The sequence below is a fragment of the Okeania sp. SIO2F5 genome, assembly GCF_010692685.1.
GTDB lineage: Bacteria > Cyanobacteriota > Cyanobacteriia > Cyanobacteriales > Microcoleaceae > Okeania > Okeania hirsuta.
Genome location: NZ_JAAHGU010000007.1, coordinates 100,204 through 117,053, shown reverse-complemented (window position 1 = coordinate 117,053; position 16,850 = coordinate 100,204). Strand labels below are relative to the sequence as shown.

General features: G+C 32.6%; 10 protein-coding genes. 2 read left to right on the top strand and 8 right to left on the bottom strand.

Translation table 11 applies throughout. The features are described 5' to 3' along the window. Positions 1-301 precede the first annotated feature (301 nt). The gene (locus F6K27_RS04790) at positions 302-1,726 is read right to left on the bottom strand and encodes a deoxyribodipyrimidine photo-lyase, 8-HDF type (protein ID WP_287273567.1); all 1,425 of its coding nucleotides are present in this window, start codon (positions 1,724-1,726) and stop codon (positions 302-304) included. A gap of 1,271 nt (positions 1,727-2,997) precedes the next feature. Then, positions 2,998-3,555: an NUDIX hydrolase gene (locus tag F6K27_RS04785; protein ID WP_287273569.1), complete on the bottom strand. Its 558-nt coding sequence runs from the start codon at positions 3,553-3,555 to the stop codon at positions 2,998-3,000. A gap of 1,620 nt (positions 3,556-5,175) precedes the next feature. Between F6K27_RS04785 and F6K27_RS04780 the strand changes: the two genes are divergently transcribed. After that, the gene (locus F6K27_RS04780) at positions 5,176-6,078 is read left to right on the top strand and encodes a hypothetical protein (protein ID WP_287273570.1); all 903 of its coding nucleotides are present in this window, start codon (positions 5,176-5,178) and stop codon (positions 6,076-6,078) included. 553 nt (positions 6,079-6,631) lie between these two features. Here F6K27_RS04780 and F6K27_RS04775 read toward each other — a convergent pair. From F6K27_RS04775 to purH, 4 genes are all read right to left on the bottom strand, one after another. Next, a complete protein-coding gene (locus F6K27_RS04775; RefSeq protein ID WP_287273572.1) occupies positions 6,632-7,507 on the bottom strand; it encodes an ABC transporter permease in 876 nt (291 codons plus the stop codon). A 972-nt stretch (positions 7,508-8,479) separates the two neighbouring features. After that, positions 8,480-9,094 (bottom strand): 2OG-Fe(II) oxygenase, encoded by a 615-nt coding sequence (locus tag F6K27_RS04770; protein WP_287273573.1) that lies wholly within the window; start codon positions 9,092-9,094, stop codon positions 8,480-8,482. Positions 9,095-9,535: 441 nt separating this feature from the next. After that, a complete protein-coding gene (locus tag F6K27_RS04765) occupies positions 9,536-10,453 on the bottom strand; it encodes a 2OG-Fe(II) oxygenase (protein ID WP_287273574.1) in 918 nt (305 codons plus the stop codon). 788 nt (positions 10,454-11,241) lie between these two features. Continuing rightward, complete coding sequence (gene purH / locus F6K27_RS04760) at positions 11,242-12,786, bottom strand: bifunctional phosphoribosylaminoimidazolecarboxamide formyltransferase/IMP cyclohydrolase (protein WP_124154516.1); 1,545 nt, start codon at positions 12,784-12,786, stop codon at positions 11,242-11,244. Positions 12,787-13,431: 645 nt separating this feature from the next. Between purH and F6K27_RS04755 the strand changes: the two genes are divergently transcribed. Then, positions 13,432-14,457: an endonuclease/exonuclease/phosphatase family protein gene (locus F6K27_RS04755; protein ID WP_287273576.1), complete on the top strand. Its 1,026-nt coding sequence runs from the start codon at positions 13,432-13,434 to the stop codon at positions 14,455-14,457. A gap of 701 nt (positions 14,458-15,158) precedes the next feature. Here F6K27_RS04755 and F6K27_RS04750 read toward each other — a convergent pair. Together F6K27_RS04750 and F6K27_RS04745 are read right to left on the bottom strand one after the other, a co-directional pair. Then, on the bottom strand, positions 15,159-15,554 hold the full coding sequence (locus tag F6K27_RS04750; RefSeq protein WP_124145010.1) for a hypothetical protein: 396 nt from the start codon (positions 15,552-15,554) through the stop codon (positions 15,159-15,161). Between the two features lie 40 nt (positions 15,555-15,594). Continuing rightward, the gene (locus tag F6K27_RS04745) at positions 15,595-16,746 is read right to left on the bottom strand and encodes a glycosyltransferase (protein ID WP_287273660.1); all 1,152 of its coding nucleotides are present in this window, start codon (positions 16,744-16,746) and stop codon (positions 15,595-15,597) included. Between the last annotated feature and the right edge of the window lie 104 nt (positions 16,747-16,850).

Genomic DNA, 16,850 nt, shown 5'->3' with positions numbered 1-16,850 from the left:
ATTCAGTAAATCTAGCATAAATTATTATGATGGTGATGGAAGAATTATCCTTAAATATCCCCCACATTGAACTAGCTGGAGCAAAAAATATTGGAGAATTAGCTGATTTATTTTCAGCCAAGTTATAACTACATAAATCAATGGTTCAAATTCATTAGACATCTCCAATAATAAAAAATCGAATCAATTATCGCACAGAAATTATCAATTCTTTCTCCCTACTCCCTACTCCCTATTTTCTGGAGATGTGTATTAATAAATTAGGTTGATTTAGGAAAAAGTAACCTAAAGATATTCTGAATCAATTTTTCTGCTCCTGATAAAGTGACTTGAATATTTGTTGTCGTTTTTTATGGTCAACAATAGGCGCAGGATAACCTATACCCTCTCTTTCATCTGCGGGAATTTTACCAGTAACCAAATATTTCGTATCCACACTCCGCAACTCTGACACCCACTCCCGAATATATTCTGCTTCTGGGTCATATTTTTGTGTCTGAGATGAAGGATTAAATATTCTCAACGGTTTTGGGTCCATTCCACTCGATGCACTCCACTGCCAACCCCCATTATTTGCAGAAAGGTCTCCATCTATCAACTTCTGCATAAAATATTTCTCCCCCCACTGCCAATTAATTATTAAATCTTTGGTCAGAAAACTAGCAACTATCATTCGGCAACGGTTGTGCATCCAACCTGTTTCATTTAACTGACGCATGGCAGCATCAACAATAGGATAACCTGTTTTACCTTCACACCAAGCTTGAAAATATGCTTCATTATTCTCCCAGGGAAAATTTTTCCAATGTGGGCGATAAGGACCTGTTTCTAGTTCGGGATAATGATACATAACATATTGATAAAATTCGCGCCATGCTATTTCTTTTTGCCAAGTTTCGATATTGTCAAATGCTTCATCGCTGGAACAATTTTCGATTAATTCTTGAGTTTTTGCCCAAACTGTCCGAATACCAATAGCACCAAATTTTAGGGCAGGACTGAGTTGGGATGTACCATCAATGCTAGGGAAATTTCGTTGTTGTTGGTATGAGTATATTGCCCCTTGGCAAAATGTTTCTAATTTTTCTAATGCAATAGTTTCTCCGGGTTCGAGAATGAGTGGGTTTTCCCAATTCAATCCTAATTCTTTCGCAGTGGGTAAGTCAATAGTTGCTACTTTTTTGGTTTGTTGAAGTTGCTCTTCAGTTAACCCTTTAAGTAGGGGAGTATTGACTGGTTTAGATTTTTTTTTGCCACTCCAAGTTCTCCAGAATGGGGTATAGACACTATAGGGTTTTTTAGTAGAAGTAAATATTTCTTCTGGGCAATGGAGGAGTTGATCCCAAAATGTTTTTACTTGAATATTTACTGTTTCTAAATTTTCAGTAACTTGGCGGTCGCGTTCCCGACTATAAGGTTCAACATCTCGATTCCAATATACTGCTTTTGCCTCCAAAAAAGTTGCTAATTTTGGTATAGCTTCGGTAGGTTTTCCTAAGAGTATTAATAGTTGACTTCCTATTTCTTGGTAGCGTTTTTGTAGATGTTGTAAACAACCAATCATATAGGTTATTCTTGCGGGTGCAATGTCGTCTCGTTTAAGAATATTTTGGTCAAGGCAAAATATACCTACTACTTTTTGATTTTGTTGAGATGCTTGTGTCAGTCCGATATTATCTGAAATGCGTAAATCGCGTCGATGCCAAAAGAGAATTAAGTTAGACATTTATTTTAATTTTATTGTTATAGTAGAAGAAAGAAAGAAGAAGGAAAAAGGAAGAAGAAAAAATCTTACCTTGTCTTAATTTTAAGCTTTTGATTTTTCCTAACTTTTCCTTCGACTGCTATAATTTTCAGTTTACTGTTAATTAGAAAATTTTTGTTTATAGGTAAGCATTTCCTGTGGAATGCTTACGTTTATAGTAATTCCAAGTCAGCTATAATCTCGATCTTAACAAAATTATTAATGATTAATTATTTTAGGTTTTAAGTCTCTAATTTTCACGAAAAAAATCATTCTTTTGTCTTTTTAGTTAATCCTCTTATTTTTCAGGAGAGGTCATTTCAGTTATCAGTTATCAGTTATCAGTTATCAGTTATCAGTTATCAGTTATCAGTTATCAGTTATCAGTTATCAGTTATCAGTTATCAGTTATCAGTTATCAGTTATCAGTTATCAGTTATCAGTACCTCCTGCAATAAGGAGTCTTTAGACCAAAATTTTTCGGTAATTGTTAATTATCGTTTTTATTTATGGGTTTAATACCATTTATCAAAAAGAATGCGATGCTGATGCAAAACTTCAATGATTAAGTAATTAGTAGGATTTAATAACCTTAAGAGCGATGATTAGCCAGTAAGTGCATATTATTCTTATGTTTACTACTCCCTGAGTCCCTTATACCAATTACCAAAAGTAATGCTATACTTAGGTAACACTTCAGTTATTAAGTAATTAAACTATCCTAATAAACTTTTTGCTAATTTGAGTCAATTTAATATTAATTATTATTATTTTTATTTCTCCCTAACTCCCCAACTCCCCAACTCCCCAACTCCCCAGCTCAAGAAAATGTAGAAAAGTTTTTGAGAAATGGTATTACTCTCCCACTCCATTCTGGTAGATAACTAAATATCTTCTTCCTCCTTCAATAATTGTTAACTGTTAATTTTTGAACTGTAGTTTAGCTAATAAATATTTCTATTTGTCAAATCAAATAGGTTTTGCAAATTAATTTTTTCTACTTCGCTACTCCTTTACAGTCTTCATTTTTGTTATTTGCTTGCTTTGTTCAAAGGAAAAATTTCATTTTAAGCTTAATACCAATTTTCAGGCGTTGATACTAAATTATTGGTTAATATAGCAGTCAAAGCAAAGCTTAGGAAATATCAAAAACTTAACATTCAGAGAACCCAAGCTTTTTCCTTCTGTTATAGATAACTCATCGCCTAGATAACTAAACGCCTTATTCCTTCTTCCTTCTTACTTCTTACTTCTTACTTCTTATTTCCTAATAAAAATGGTTTAGCCAAGAATAAACTACAGATTGACTTAGCATCAACAATTTCTCCATCAAAGATAGCCTGTTCTAATTCTTGAAGTGTCATTAAAACTGTTTCTATATCTTCATCAATATCTTGCGCTGGCGGACTTTCCAACTTTTCTAAATCTTCTGCTAAAAAAGCATAAATAAATTCATCCGAGTATCCAGGAGCGAGAGGAAATTCTCCTAACTTTCGCCATTTATGAGCGCGATAACCTGTTTCTTCTTCTATTTCTCGTTTGATAGTATCAGCAGGATTTTCATTTTCTTCTATTGTACCTGCTGGAAATTCTAAAATCCTATCTTTAATGGCAAATCGATATTGTTTTACTAAGATTAATTTTCCATCTGAAGTAACAGGAATACATAAAGCTCCACCCGGATGACGAATACATTCCCAGTCTCCTTCAACTCCATTGGGTAGACGTAGATGGTTAACGTCAAAGTTAAATTTTCTACCCTGATATTGCAGACGTTGTTTAATAATTTTGGGTGGTTCTTGATTGTGCATAAAATATCATCAAAAATAAGTTTTAAACATCATATCATCTTTGTCTGAATAAAAGGTAGCTGATTAAAATCTATCTTCTATAAAATGATAATTAGAGATACTTATACAGCTCGAGCTATTGATTTTTTGCCAGTCCATAAATGAATTAAATAACACTATGAGCGATGGGCGAAACTTGATATTTTTTTAGGTATAGCAGGTCTGATTTTGAGTTGCACCTTGTTTTTGTATAAAAATTATACTAATCAACTAATCTACAAAAAATCAATCTTAGTAAAGCTTCAAATAATACTTTTTAATATTAAATTTTAAAGCTTGATAGTAGAGGCATTGAATCGGTTATCCTCCTGTAGACGAACTGCCTTAATAGCGATTGTGTATAGGATCAGGAATGGCTGATCCACCACAAAGATGCACCTGTTATTTTTAAGTAGAAACATGGGCATCTTCAAGCTAATTAATGCGACCGGTATAGATATAGAAAAAACTGAAAAACAACGTCTAAAATAATTTTTCATAAAAACATATTTATAGATAACATTTTCAAATTAAATGTCAAACAAAAGTTAGTTATTTACTAACAGTAAAAAATCCGGCAAACCTTCTTGCCTGTTGCCTAAAAGCGTTCGGTTTTTTTAACGCAAATCAAATGAAATTACTAGAGTGAGCTTTTGATATAAATGATATTAATTCCAAGTGATATGTTTATGCTTAATTTTTCCAAAATATAGACTAAAAAATTATTGAGTGAAAGACCTCAATATCAAGTTACTATTGCTTCATTTTTAACGAGAGATAATTATTAATTTTTGAAGAGTAGAAAGCAGATGAAGATATAAAGCTAATGAATTTTGTGCCAGAATATCTTAGAAAATAAGTAGATAGGCATGAAAAAAATTAAGTCTTTAACAAAAAGTAAAGTAGTTTATAAGCCTTTTCCCTTCTGCCTTCTGCCTTCCTAAGTACGATAAATTTTAACGCCTACCTACTTAATTAAAAACCATCGTTTACTTAGTGAAGCTGAATGGGAATATATCTGTCCGTGCAAATACAACTACACCTTTTTACCTAATTAAAGTGGAAATTATACTGATGAAAAAGTCTCTATAGTCATCAAATATTGTCAAACAACAAAAATCGATAGTTTTTCAGATAATGCTTTTAGTTTATGTGATATAGCAGTCGAAGCAAAGGTTAGGATATATCAAAAAGCTTAAAACTCAGACAACGCCAAATTTTTCCCTATTCCTTTCTTCTTCTGCTATATGCACAAAAATGTTTAGAAATAATCCGCTAATTGTTGGCATAATGATTATAATTTTTCCCTATCAAATGGCAAGGTTTGGGAATATAAGTCAAAAAATTAATATAAAATTTCATAGAGCACACTCTTGGAATATTGGTGCTAGGCATTGTCGTAGTGCATCCTCTTATGCTCTAATTCCTGATAGTAAAGATAATTTTTCAGGATTTCTAGTAGTTTATTGAAGAAGATTTTAAGTAGTAGGTTAAAGTGAAAATAAGATTGTAAGTCTTAGGTAGTAGGTATGAGGTAAAAAAAGTTGAGCCACCTAAAACTTAACATCTAATACCTTATACAGTGTAGCAAGAATAAAAATTATGAGAGAGTTACCTAGCAATCAAACAAATATAGTTCATAAGATAATTTGGGGCACAATTGGTGGTACTGTTTGGGGTGTTTTATTTGGTGCTACTTTGGCTGGTTTATCCATAGGAATTAATCAAAATTTAGTCACTATTGTAAGTGCATTATTAATGGGTATCTTGTGGTGTACAGTTATTAGCCTAATTTGGAAATCATTAATGGGAAGACAGGATGAATCTAGCAAAAATTATATAATATTTGGAATTATTGGTGGCTTTTTCCTGGGCAGCGTTATAGGAGGATTAATGTTAGCAATATTAAATCGGGATGCTAATGTTGGTAAAGCATATATATCAGGAGCATTTTTGGGAGCAACTTTTGGTTTTGTTTGGAGTTTATTTAAACCTCCTATGTTTTTGGGAGGTGCGAGAATTTGGGGTAAGTCGGGAGCAATTTTAGGTGCAATTTGGGGGTCTTTTTTTGGCACAATTATAGGTATAATTGCCACAGTTTGCTTATTGTTTTGGAGTCAAGCAAATATGGATATTACTTCTAGTAACTTGCCTCAACTATTAATAGCTACAGTAATTTTTGGTGGTGGTAATGGTGCTATTGGTGGAGCAATATCTGGAATTATATTAGGTGGATTAATTATGGCTCCTCCTTTACCTTTAGCATTAGAATTAATTGGGATCAGAGGTGCAATTGTTGGAGCAATTTGGGGTTGTTTTTTGATGGCGATCGCTTGGGGAATTATTGGAGCTATTTTGTCTACAACTATGGGAGATGATTTCTTTTTAAGTTTAGGAATTATTCGTCAAGTTACTTTACTTAGAGGAGTAATTATTGGTGCAGGTATTGGTTCAATTTGGGGCATAATTTCTGGGGCAGTATGGGGTACTTTTGGTAGATGGTAATTTTCAACAATTAATAATTAATAATTAGGGTTTGCTGAAAAAGTCTTATGGGTGAGGGTAGGAGTCAACCCACCCCTAACCCCTCCCAGGAGGGGAACTCAGGATAAATGGGAATTATAGAGGAGATAGTAGGAAGAATCGCCCCTTGATTTTTCTGCCCAACTCTTGACAAAAATCCTAAATTTTTGAACCATTACCACCTAAAACCTCGCACTTTTATCAAATTGGTATAAGAAGGTTTGCCGGATTTTTTACTGTTAGTAAATAACCAATTCTTGTTTGAAATCTCATTTGAAAAGGCTATAGAAGAAGTGATCTCTTAAAAATTTGCTATTGCAACATTTAAGATTAAACAGTCCAATACTAGAATACTAGGTTTTATAGCAACTGTCATTACTACTCTTTACTTCTAGAATATCTAAAACAAAAAAATATCAATAATCAACCTTCCTTCTACCTTCTTTCTTCCCTCTACCTTCTACCTTCTTTTTTCTTCCTTATCCCCTCTTTCCTCTACCTTATTCTTTCTTCCATCTTCCCTCTTCCTTCTTCATTAATTTCTCAATTTAGGATTAACAAACTCATTCCATCCTTCCCCTAATAAAGATAAACCAATTACCATTAAAGTTAAAGCACAACCAGGGAAAAAAGCAGTCCACCAAATACCTGTAGGTAAAGCATCTAAAGCTAACCTTAAATCATTTCCCCATTCAGCAGTTTCAGGAGGTAATCCTAATCCTAAAAATCCCAATCCTCCTAATACTAAAACTGCATCCGCAGCATTAAGAGTAAATAACACAGGCACACTCTGAATAACATTAAGAAATAAATAACGAGTTAATACTCTCCAAGTATTAGCACCCATCGCTTTTGCTGCTTCAATAAATAGTTCATTTTTTACACTAACTGTATGGTTACGAACTACTCGATAATATTGTGGAATATAAGCAATACTCAGAGCGATCGCTGCATTTAATATTCCTTTTCCCACAACAAAAGCTAGAGTTATTGAAAGTAATAATCCTGGCAAAGTATAAACAGTATCCATAAAAAATATTAAAACCTTATCAATTATACCGCCAAGATAACCGCTTACCATTCCTAGAGGTACGCCAATAATTAAACTTAATGCTGTGGCTAAAATTACAACTTTCCAAGCAACTTGTACCCCGAATAATGTTCGAGAAAATACATCATAACCTTGACGGTTTGTACCAAACCAATGTTCAAAAGATGGTGATTGATGAATGGGGTTACTGAGAAATTCTTGGGGGTCTTGGAGCAAGTCTAAATTTTCTAAAAGTGGAGATAAAATAGCAATTAATATAAATAAAATTGTAATGATTAAGCCGACCCACATCATCTGCATTGAAATAGTTGGTTTACTAGACAGGTTAAACATTTTATTTGCTGAAAATCTACTTGCCATAATTCTATAATTTCTCTGGTTTCAGAAATAGCATTTTAGCATATACAGAGTTGACATTTGAGATATGAACGGAGAATAAAGGAAGGTTATTTCAGTTATCAGTTATCAGTACCTCCTGCAATAAGGAAGCTTGACATTAGGAATATTCTATTTTTTTATCCCCTTAAAATAGGAGGCTTTATACCACAATTTTTAGGTAATATAACGTTTCTCAAGTTACTGAGGCACAGTTGTTTTTCTTATTTTCTACTTCCTACTCCCTACTCCCTATTCCCTACTCCCTAAAAAAAAAGGAATTTTGTACCTCACCAGCATAGGAATTGCTATAAGAGGGATTTTATTGTCACAAAAATGACGGACAAAATGACAGACAAAAAGTATTTCATAATTTATCTAAATATTATCTCGCAATAGTAGGTTTTTTTTTCGGAAATTATCAAATTTTGTAAGCATTCAGCTGTCATCTATCAGCCATCATTTATTGATTTTTTTAGTTCTAGATAAAAGCTTTACTAATTGAGTGAGAATTAAATTTTACGCCTAAAAACTGGCTTTAAAGTCTATATATTAAAATCTCCTTATAAGAGCTGAGAGCTGACAGCTAATAGCTGTTTGCGCAGCATTCCGCAGGAAATGCTTACCAATTTTTTTTTACCTCATTAAATAAAAAAATCTTTTTAGTCAATTCTCTTGTTTGAAGTAAAGGTCATTATTAATTATTAATTGTTCATTATTAATTGTTCATATCCTTCCTTTTTCCTGACTCCTGACTCCGTCTTCCGCTAATCATTGGATAACTAATTATCCGGATACTATATCAAGTCTCTCCTTAACAGCGCCACTGACTTTTGCCCGACAAGGAGAAAGAGAAAAGAAAAAAAATCTTTTGAGTCAATTCTCTTGTTTGAAGTAGAGGTCATTATGAATTATTAATTGTTCATTATTAATTCTTCATAGCCTATCTTTAACAGTTTAATTTCTCCAGATCCAACCATTAATAGTAAAGCGACTATCTGCAAAAGTTTTAGAAGGACAATTTACTGGTAAAACTTCATGCCAGTAACGACTAGGAAAGAAAATAATAGTATTATTTATAGGTGCAATTTTTTTGAATGAATTTGCCTGAGTATAATAATTATTATCTATTTTTCCATCATATAGCACTAATTCTCCACCAGAAAATTTTTTAGGTTGTTGGTAAAAATAATAAATGTAGGTAATTTCTCTTTTAGCAACTTCAGGCATTCCATTATCATTATGAGCTTGATAATAATGACCATGATTATGAGCTGTTACTTGCCCTTCTATTTTAGCTATGGGAAATATTTGATGACTCAGTTTCGATAAAACTTGAGGTAAAACTAATTTAATTCGATTACTAATTCTAACTTTGGAAATAGGCGCTAAATGTAAGACTCTTGATTTGCGAAAGTCAGAGTCATTTATGCTAGTAGTACTTTTTTCAAAATATGCTTCTAGTTTAATTACAGATGCTAGAATTTTTTGATTTTCTACTTCTGTTAAAAAATTCTCAATTTTCACACATTTTGATTTAATCAGATTTTGATTATCTTTGTCACTCAGCATAATTACACCAATTTAATAAACGTATACTTTCTTGAGGAGGGAAGTGGGGGAGCGAGAGATAAGTAAATAGCAAGAATAATTAACACTAATTAGGGTTTGTCGAAAAAGTCCATTGGTAAAGGTAGGAGTCAGGAGAAATGAGAATTATAGAGGAGGAAGTTGTAATTATTAATTATTTTTGTTGTAAGCATTCAACCTTCAGTTATTAGCTAGTCTCCTATGGTCAGAACTGCGTTAACAGCTATTAATTTTGAGGAAGATAAAAGCAACCTTTGAAATTGAGGAAAGAATAAAAATTACTGGTAAATTTCCCTGACTAAACCTTAGAAGTAATTATTTATTGCTGATAGCTGACTGCTAATAGCTGTTTGCGCAGCATTCCGCAGGAAATGCTTACTTTTTGTTTGCCCGAAATATGTTGTAATTATTAATTATTAATTATTAATTATTTCTCCGTATCCAACCATTAATAGTAAATCGACTATCTGAAAAAGCTTTAGAGGGGCAACTTACTGATAAAACTTCGTGCATATAACGACTGAGAAAAAATATAATACTATTATTTTTAGGTTCTATAGTTTTAAATGTGTCAGCTTTGACATAATATTTTCCTTTGATTTGACTATCGTAAATTATTAAATTACCACCTGTAAATGCTTTAGGTTCTTGATAAAAATAATAAACATAGGTAAAAACTCTAGTAGCAGTATCCGGAGAACCATTATCATTGTGAATTTTATAGAAATTATTATCATTATGAGCTGTTAACTGACTTTCAATTTCGGCAATTGAAAATTCTGGGATACTTAACTTTTTTAACGCATCAGCTAAAACTTCTTGAATTCTGTTGACTATTAATTCTCTGAATTTTGGGAACGAGTGCAATACTAGAGAGCGACGATAATTTTCTGCTTTAGTTGATGTTGTAGTTGGTACAAAATCAGATTGTCTTTGCAAAACATAATTAAATAGTTGTTGATTTTCTGATTGGGTGAGAAAATTTTCTATGAGTAAATAACGAGATTCTAAATTGTCTGTTTTAGAGGGAGGAGGAGGAGTAGAAGTTTTGATATTAGATTGAGTATCTTGTGACTGTAAATGCTGCAAATATATTGGTGGTTCCGTCACCATTCCGACTAAATGTTCGCTAGGAAAACATAAAGCAGAATGACCTTCTACTATGGGAATTTGAAATAGAGTAGAATTTTCTGTTTTTTGATGTTTAGATAATAGTGTTTTGGCTAAAAGTTGGAGTAGTTGTGCATCAGATTTGAGATAAATAGTATATTGATGTCCTCCTGCTAATAATAGGTTAATTTTTACTTCTTGAGGTAAATTTTGTGGTGGAGTAAATGTCATAATTTTTGCCAAATAATCAATTGTTTTAAAGAGTAGGGAGTATGAAAGTAGGGCAGTAGGGAGTATGAAAAACTTTTACTCTTTATTTAATTTTCCTATATGCCAAATCTAGGTCTTCCCTAACTACAAAAAAAGTTATAGCGCTACATGCAAGGCAACAGGAAATAGGCAACAGGAAAATACAAAAGGGTTTTAGCTTTATTTATGTCCTAGCCTTAATGTGTAGCGCTATAATCGTAATATTTGATATTAAGTTGGTTAATACTGTGTAATACTTCAAACCACATCCGACTTTTTTCTCATCCTAAGTAGACTATATTTTGCCTTGCCACTTCCAGAACCAAGAGTCAGAAAAATTATATGAATTCTCACTGACAACTGATAACTGAAATGGCGACTTTTATACTTATACATACAGATTTTTACTGGGTTACTTATACCAAATCCGGTTATTTCTCCTACAACAGAAATAAAAAGTCATGCATTAAGATTTTATAGGCTAAAAATTTTACCTTTTTCTCATCTCAAAAGTTCTGATAAGTAGGCAGACAAAATCAACTACAGAAAATTAAAACTCAAACCTTTATCTACTTACGAATAACCCAGTATTTAACGAAGTCAGAAGTTATTTTTGTAAGGAGGATTTGAGCTTCGCTCCAAAAATATTTCGCCTTAAAAGGCGGGGTTGCGCGACCCAATTCTTTTGATAAATATTTCTGTCCAGGTACTTATTGTACAGAAATTATCAATTATTTCCGCCTATTCCCTATTCCCTATTCCCTATTTTATTAATGTAAAAAATGACGCATTCCAGTTAGTATCATTACCAAACCTAACTCATTTGCAGCAGCAATAGAATCTTTATCTCGCATACTACCTCCTGGCTGAATAATAGCAGTTATTCCCGCTGCTGCTGCCGTTTTTACCGAATCATCAAAAGGGAAAAAAGCATCACTAGCTAATACTCCTCCAACAGCCTTTTCTCCTGCTTGTTCCAAAGCAATTTTTACTGCCCCAACTCGATTCATTTGACCAGCACCAATACCAGCAGTTGCCAAATTTTTAGTCACCACAATAGCATTAGACTTAACGTGCTTTACCACCTTCCAAGCAAACATTAATTCCTCCATTTCTTCCGGAGTCGGTTGTTTTTCAGTAACAACTTTCCAATCACTAGAATTTTCTACTGCATCATCACTATCTTGTACTAAAAAACCACCAGCAATTACCTTTATAGTTTCCGACGGACTCTGTTTTAAATCAGGTGAAATTAACACTCTTAATTTAGATTTTTTCTGAAAAATTTCCTCCGCTTCTGGTTCGCATCCCGGAGCAACTACACATTCCAAAAAAGTCTTAGTCATAGCAGTCGCAGTAGGAGCATCAATAGACTTATTCAAAGCAACAATTCCCCCAAAAGCAGAAACCGAATCTCCAGCAAAAGCTTTTTCATAAGCCTCCAAAAGAGTTTCACTAATTGCAATTCCACAAGGATTTGTATGTTTAAGAATTGCCACAGTCGGAGCATCAGAAAATTCCGTAATAATACGTCTCGCTGCCTCTAAATCTACTAAATTGTTATAACTTAATTCTTTACCTTGAAGAATTTTACTTGCCGCCCACCCACTAGGAATAATTCCGCTTTGATACCAAGTAGCAGATTGATGAGGATTTTCTCCATAACGCAGAGATTTAATATTTTTACCAGAGAGGAAAAATGTTTCTTTTTCCTGTTCAGAAGTTGTTTGTTGCTCTTGTAAATAAGTAGCGATCGCCTGGTCGTAAGTTGCTGTATGTTTAAATCCAGCTAAGGCACATTTTTGACGAAATTCTAATGATATTTCACCCTGATTTTTCCGTAGTTCTTCCAAGTATGAATTATATTGATTAGGCTTACATAAAACTGTTAGATGAGCAAAATTTTTAGCTGATGCTCTTAACATTGCTGGTCCGCCAATATCAATTTTTTCAATTGCTTCTACTAAGGTAACTCCCGGCTGAGAAATTGTTTGTTCAAACGGGTATAAATTAACTACAACTAGATCGATAGGTCGAATATTATTAGCATTTAAGTCTTCAATATCTTGCTCTAAATCTCTTCTTGCTAATATACCTCCATGAATCCGAGGATGTAAGGTTTTAACTCTACCTCCAAGAATTTCTGGAAATCCCGTATAGTCAGATACTTTTGTCACAGAAATTCCTGCTTCTTTCAGAGTTTTAGCAGTACCGCCACTACTAATTATTTCATAGTCAAATTCTGTAACTAGAGTTTTTGCTAAGTCAATTAGACCTGTTTTATCTGATGTGCTGAGTAATGCTAAACGTGCCATTTTTTTCAAATCCTGATATAGGAAAACTAACAGTCTATATTTTAAGAATTAAAATTAGAATCTTCAAACTTTGCGGATTCTTTTAATGTTTTTGTCAGACATTTTAGTTAAATAAGTGCCTGTTCATCAATCAAGTTAATTTTGACTCTTGAGATGTTAAGTAGGGTAGCCGTCAGATGGGAAAAATACAGCTATTTTGTGTTTAATTTTCCCTCGCTACTTATGATTAATATCAAATCTGTTTAATGTTTAATTAGTCCTAAAAAAATCATTTTGAAAAGCTCCAAAAGCACAAAATACATCTCGAGCTATAATAACTTAAAATTTGTGGTATCGTAATGTTTTTATATGTAATTTGTCTATTTAATTGACTTTTTAGTCAAATAAGATGCTATAAAAAAAATAATTATCAATTAAATTAATTAGCTATAAAAAAAAACATTTTGCAAAGCTCCAAAAGGAAAAAAGCATCTCAAGCTGTAAGAATTTAAAAATTGTGGTATTGTAATGTTATTGAATGTAACTCGTCTATATGCATGACTTTTTATTCAACCAAAATAAAGGTGTATTTGATTATAATTAGTAGAATAATTATCAATTATTAATAGTCGATTGACTACCTCTATCTGGAAAGCCTTGACCTTTATGGAAACCTCCAGCTTTTATCGACTGAAAAAAATCTTCAGTTACTTATTAACCACAGGAATTATTATTACTACTCTGTTTTCTCTAGGAGGTTATTGGCAAAAAGGTATCATTTTCGAGCTAATCTCTCATTTTAAAGTTCAATATTTTGTCATCAGCTTAATTTTGTTATGTTGCTTAGGTATAACAGGCAAAAAGAGATTATTATTAGTAGGCATATTTTGCACAATTATTAACCTCACCCCAATTTTACCTTGGTATATTCATAAAAATGGTATTAGCCAAGAAACTCCTAACCTGCGAATTTTAGTTTATAACCTTTATGGAGGCATAAATTATCAATATTCACAAGTTACCAGAATGGTAAGACAAGAAAATCCAGATATAGCAATTTTTTTAGAACCTACTAATAAATGGTTTCAAAATCTACAAACATTATCTGATATTTTACCTAATTCAATTAATTCTGTTTCTCAGTCTACCTATGGAACTCTTCCCTATGGACTTGTTGCAGTTTACAGCAAATTTCCTCTCAATAATTACTCAATAGAATTTTTTGCTCCCAACAAACCTACTATTATTACCAACTTCAACATTAATCAGCAAACCATTTATTTAATAGCAACCCATCCTACTGTTCCGATATATAGAAGCACCTTTAAACAACGCAATCAAATATTAAAAAAACTTAGTAAATATATTCAACAATTAAATCATCCAGTTATTCTTGCAGGAGATTTGAATATAACTATGTGGTCTCCTGATTATCACAAATTAGAACAAGAAACTGGATTAAGAAATAGTCGTTTAGGTTTTGGTATTATTCCCACTTGGCCTGCAAGATTTAATAACTCTGTACTCTTGTATATTTTATCTAGATTTTTTCAAATTCCCATAGATCATTGTTTAATCAGTTCAGAAATTAAAGTTGTAAACGTTAAGACCAGAGCTAATTCAGGTTTAAATTTCGGTTCAGATCATCTCCCTTTAATTACAGATTTATTTATTAGTAAATCAGGAAATTAATAATATCATGCCCAGATAATTAGTTATCAAAAAAACTATCCTTTCACTAGCGATCGCAAATCTCTTTTTGCTCCCTACTCTCTACTCTCTACTCCCTAATCATTTATTTATTTATAAATATTCAACCGGACATGATATAAGGTTCAGTTTTCTGCTCCGTTTCCAATGAATTTTTCCTACAATACATCAAAGCTTATATTCATTATCTAAATTAAATTTTTATTGATGTCATAGCAAATTAGCATTAGTTAAACCAGAATAAAAAGCTATTAACTTACCATCTTAAGTCAGTATTGCCTCTTTCATTTTGTCTCGCTCATTTTGTATTAAATTAAGTAGCGGTCTTTGTAGATTAGTTCTTAATAACTAAGGATATGTGCCAACTAATATCACTACTTTGACAAGACTAACTAGAATCTATCTCTAGAAATAAAATAAATTTAGCTAAAAAAAATCTCAATGTTAATTTTCAAAACTAACTCAAAGAAAGTAAGTATATTTTAGTTAACCAAGATCTTATGTTTTTCTTTCAGAGAAAATTTTCTACCGAATAATTAAAGTTTAAAGCCTCTTCTTTAAAGGAGAAAAAAGAAAAAATTTTACTTAAGCTTCAATCCTCTTCTTTTAAAGGATAGGTAATTGTTAATAATTAATTATTAATTGTTTAACTTGGCTCCACTATCAAATTAATCTCAAATAAATCAATTTTTTGACCGATACTCTTCAATTTGTTTTGCATTAATCTCCACCGCAGATACATCAATAGTACCAGGAGGAGTTAACCTACTAAAATTACCCCCTTCAACCTTAAGTGGTTCTCCACAACTAGGACATTGAAATTGAGTCTGATTTAAAGCAGTAAATTCATAACTACAAACAGGACATTTATCTATAATTAAATTACGATTCAACCACCAACGTAACCCAATAAATGCAATTATAGGTGCAATCAATATAAAACCAATTAATATCAAAACAGAATTAACTAACCATCCTAACCCTACAGACCCTAAAAGCCAAACAACAGCTAAAACAATTATCCAATTACCAATACTGGCCAGTGTTAATTTAAATACCTTTGAATTGCCTTGATTCACTTCATGATCTCCTTAAATATCCATCCTTTTTATATCCTAATCACAAATCTAAAAGTTGTTTGACCCTTTTAGTAAAAGCAACCCTACCAAACACTTTTACGCTTTCTTCTCGCAACCAATTACCATCAGACCTTCGGTCCTCTCCCTTCAACATCTCAATGCAAGCATTAGTTACTGCTTCTGGATCTCTATAGGGTACGCGCCATCCTAATTTTCCATCCTGTAAAGGGTCTGCCGATCCATCTGCATCACCTGATAATACTGGTATTCCACAGGCCATTGCTTCTAAATAAACTATACCGAATCCTTCCTGAGAAGGCATCACATAAGCATCAGCTACTTGATAATGTCTGACCAAATCTTCTGTAGGCACAAACCCAGCAAATATAACTTGTTTCTCCACCCCTAAATCTTGAGCTAACTTGGCTAACCGAGGTTGGTCGTCTCCTCTTCCAATGACTAAATACTTTACTTCTGGGAATATTTGTAGTATCTTAGAAAGGGCACGGATAGTAACATCAACACCTTTATAGGGGTCTCCTGACCAAAGTCTAGCGACAGTCATTAACACCTTTGCCCCTTCCAGGTTGTAACGCTCAATCAAATCTTTCGGTTTAGGCTGAGGAATAAAAGTATTCTCATCCACCATACAAGGTAACAATTGAAACTTTTCTTGATCTAGATGATTATTTTCACAACAGCGATCGCGACTATAACGACTAATAGTTAAAATACGAGCTGCTTGTTTTAATGCCTGTTGATATTTATTTGGTAGTGGTTCCCACACTTCCTTACCATAAGTCAAAACTGTGTAGGGAATGCCGAGAGGTACACACAAAATTTGAACTAAGGGAGCTAAATTAATATGACCACAAAAAACTTGTTGAGGTTGTTTTTTCAGCAAACACCATAATAATTTTGCTGCTAACCTAAAACGCCCTAACCAAAGAGGCTGAGTTTTTAAATAATAGAAATTTATATTCTTCGACTGATAGGGATTTTCACATTCTAATCCATCTCTCAGTAATAATATATCAGTATCTAGAACCGAATCAGAAGCATTTGTAGAATTTGTTAGGTCTTGGTAAGCCTGGAAAATATCTCTAACATAAGATTGAATGCCACCTTCACGAGATAAAATTTCCAGAAAAACAAATGTATTTCCTTTTTTTTGATTAATCTTGTTAGCCAACTTAATCTCCACATTGTTAATTAAATTTTTTATTTCCAAGCACCTCTAGATACTATTTATAGCACAACCTAGTAAAAGCCAATTATATGTAACTTTTAACCAGG

What these genes read in the sequence shown, in the direction of transcription:
- F6K27_RS04765 (WP_287273574.1), bottom strand. Translation starts at nt 10,453, where the DNA reads ATGACATTTACTCCACCACAAAATTTACCTCAAGAAGTAAAAATTAAC.
- F6K27_RS04755 (WP_287273576.1), top strand. Translation starts at nt 13,432, where the DNA reads ATGGAAACCTCCAGCTTTTATCGACTGAAAAAAATCTTCAGTTACTTA.
- F6K27_RS04780 (WP_287273570.1), top strand. Translation starts at nt 5,176, where the DNA reads ATGAGAGAGTTACCTAGCAATCAAACAAATATAGTTCATAAGATAATT.
- F6K27_RS04790 (WP_287273567.1), bottom strand. Translation starts at nt 1,726, where the DNA reads ATGTCTAACTTAATTCTCTTTTGGCATCGACGCGATTTACGCATTTCA.
- F6K27_RS04770 (WP_287273573.1), bottom strand. Translation starts at nt 9,094, where the DNA reads ATGCTGAGTGACAAAGATAATCAAAATCTGATTAAATCAAAATGTGTG.
- purH (WP_124154516.1), bottom strand. Translation starts at nt 12,786, where the DNA reads ATGGCACGTTTAGCATTACTCAGCACATCAGATAAAACAGGTCTAATT.
- F6K27_RS04775 (WP_287273572.1), bottom strand. Translation starts at nt 7,507, where the DNA reads ATGGCAAGTAGATTTTCAGCAAATAAAATGTTTAACCTGTCTAGTAAA.
- F6K27_RS04785 (WP_287273569.1), bottom strand. Translation starts at nt 3,555, where the DNA reads ATGCACAATCAAGAACCACCCAAAATTATTAAACAACGTCTGCAATAT.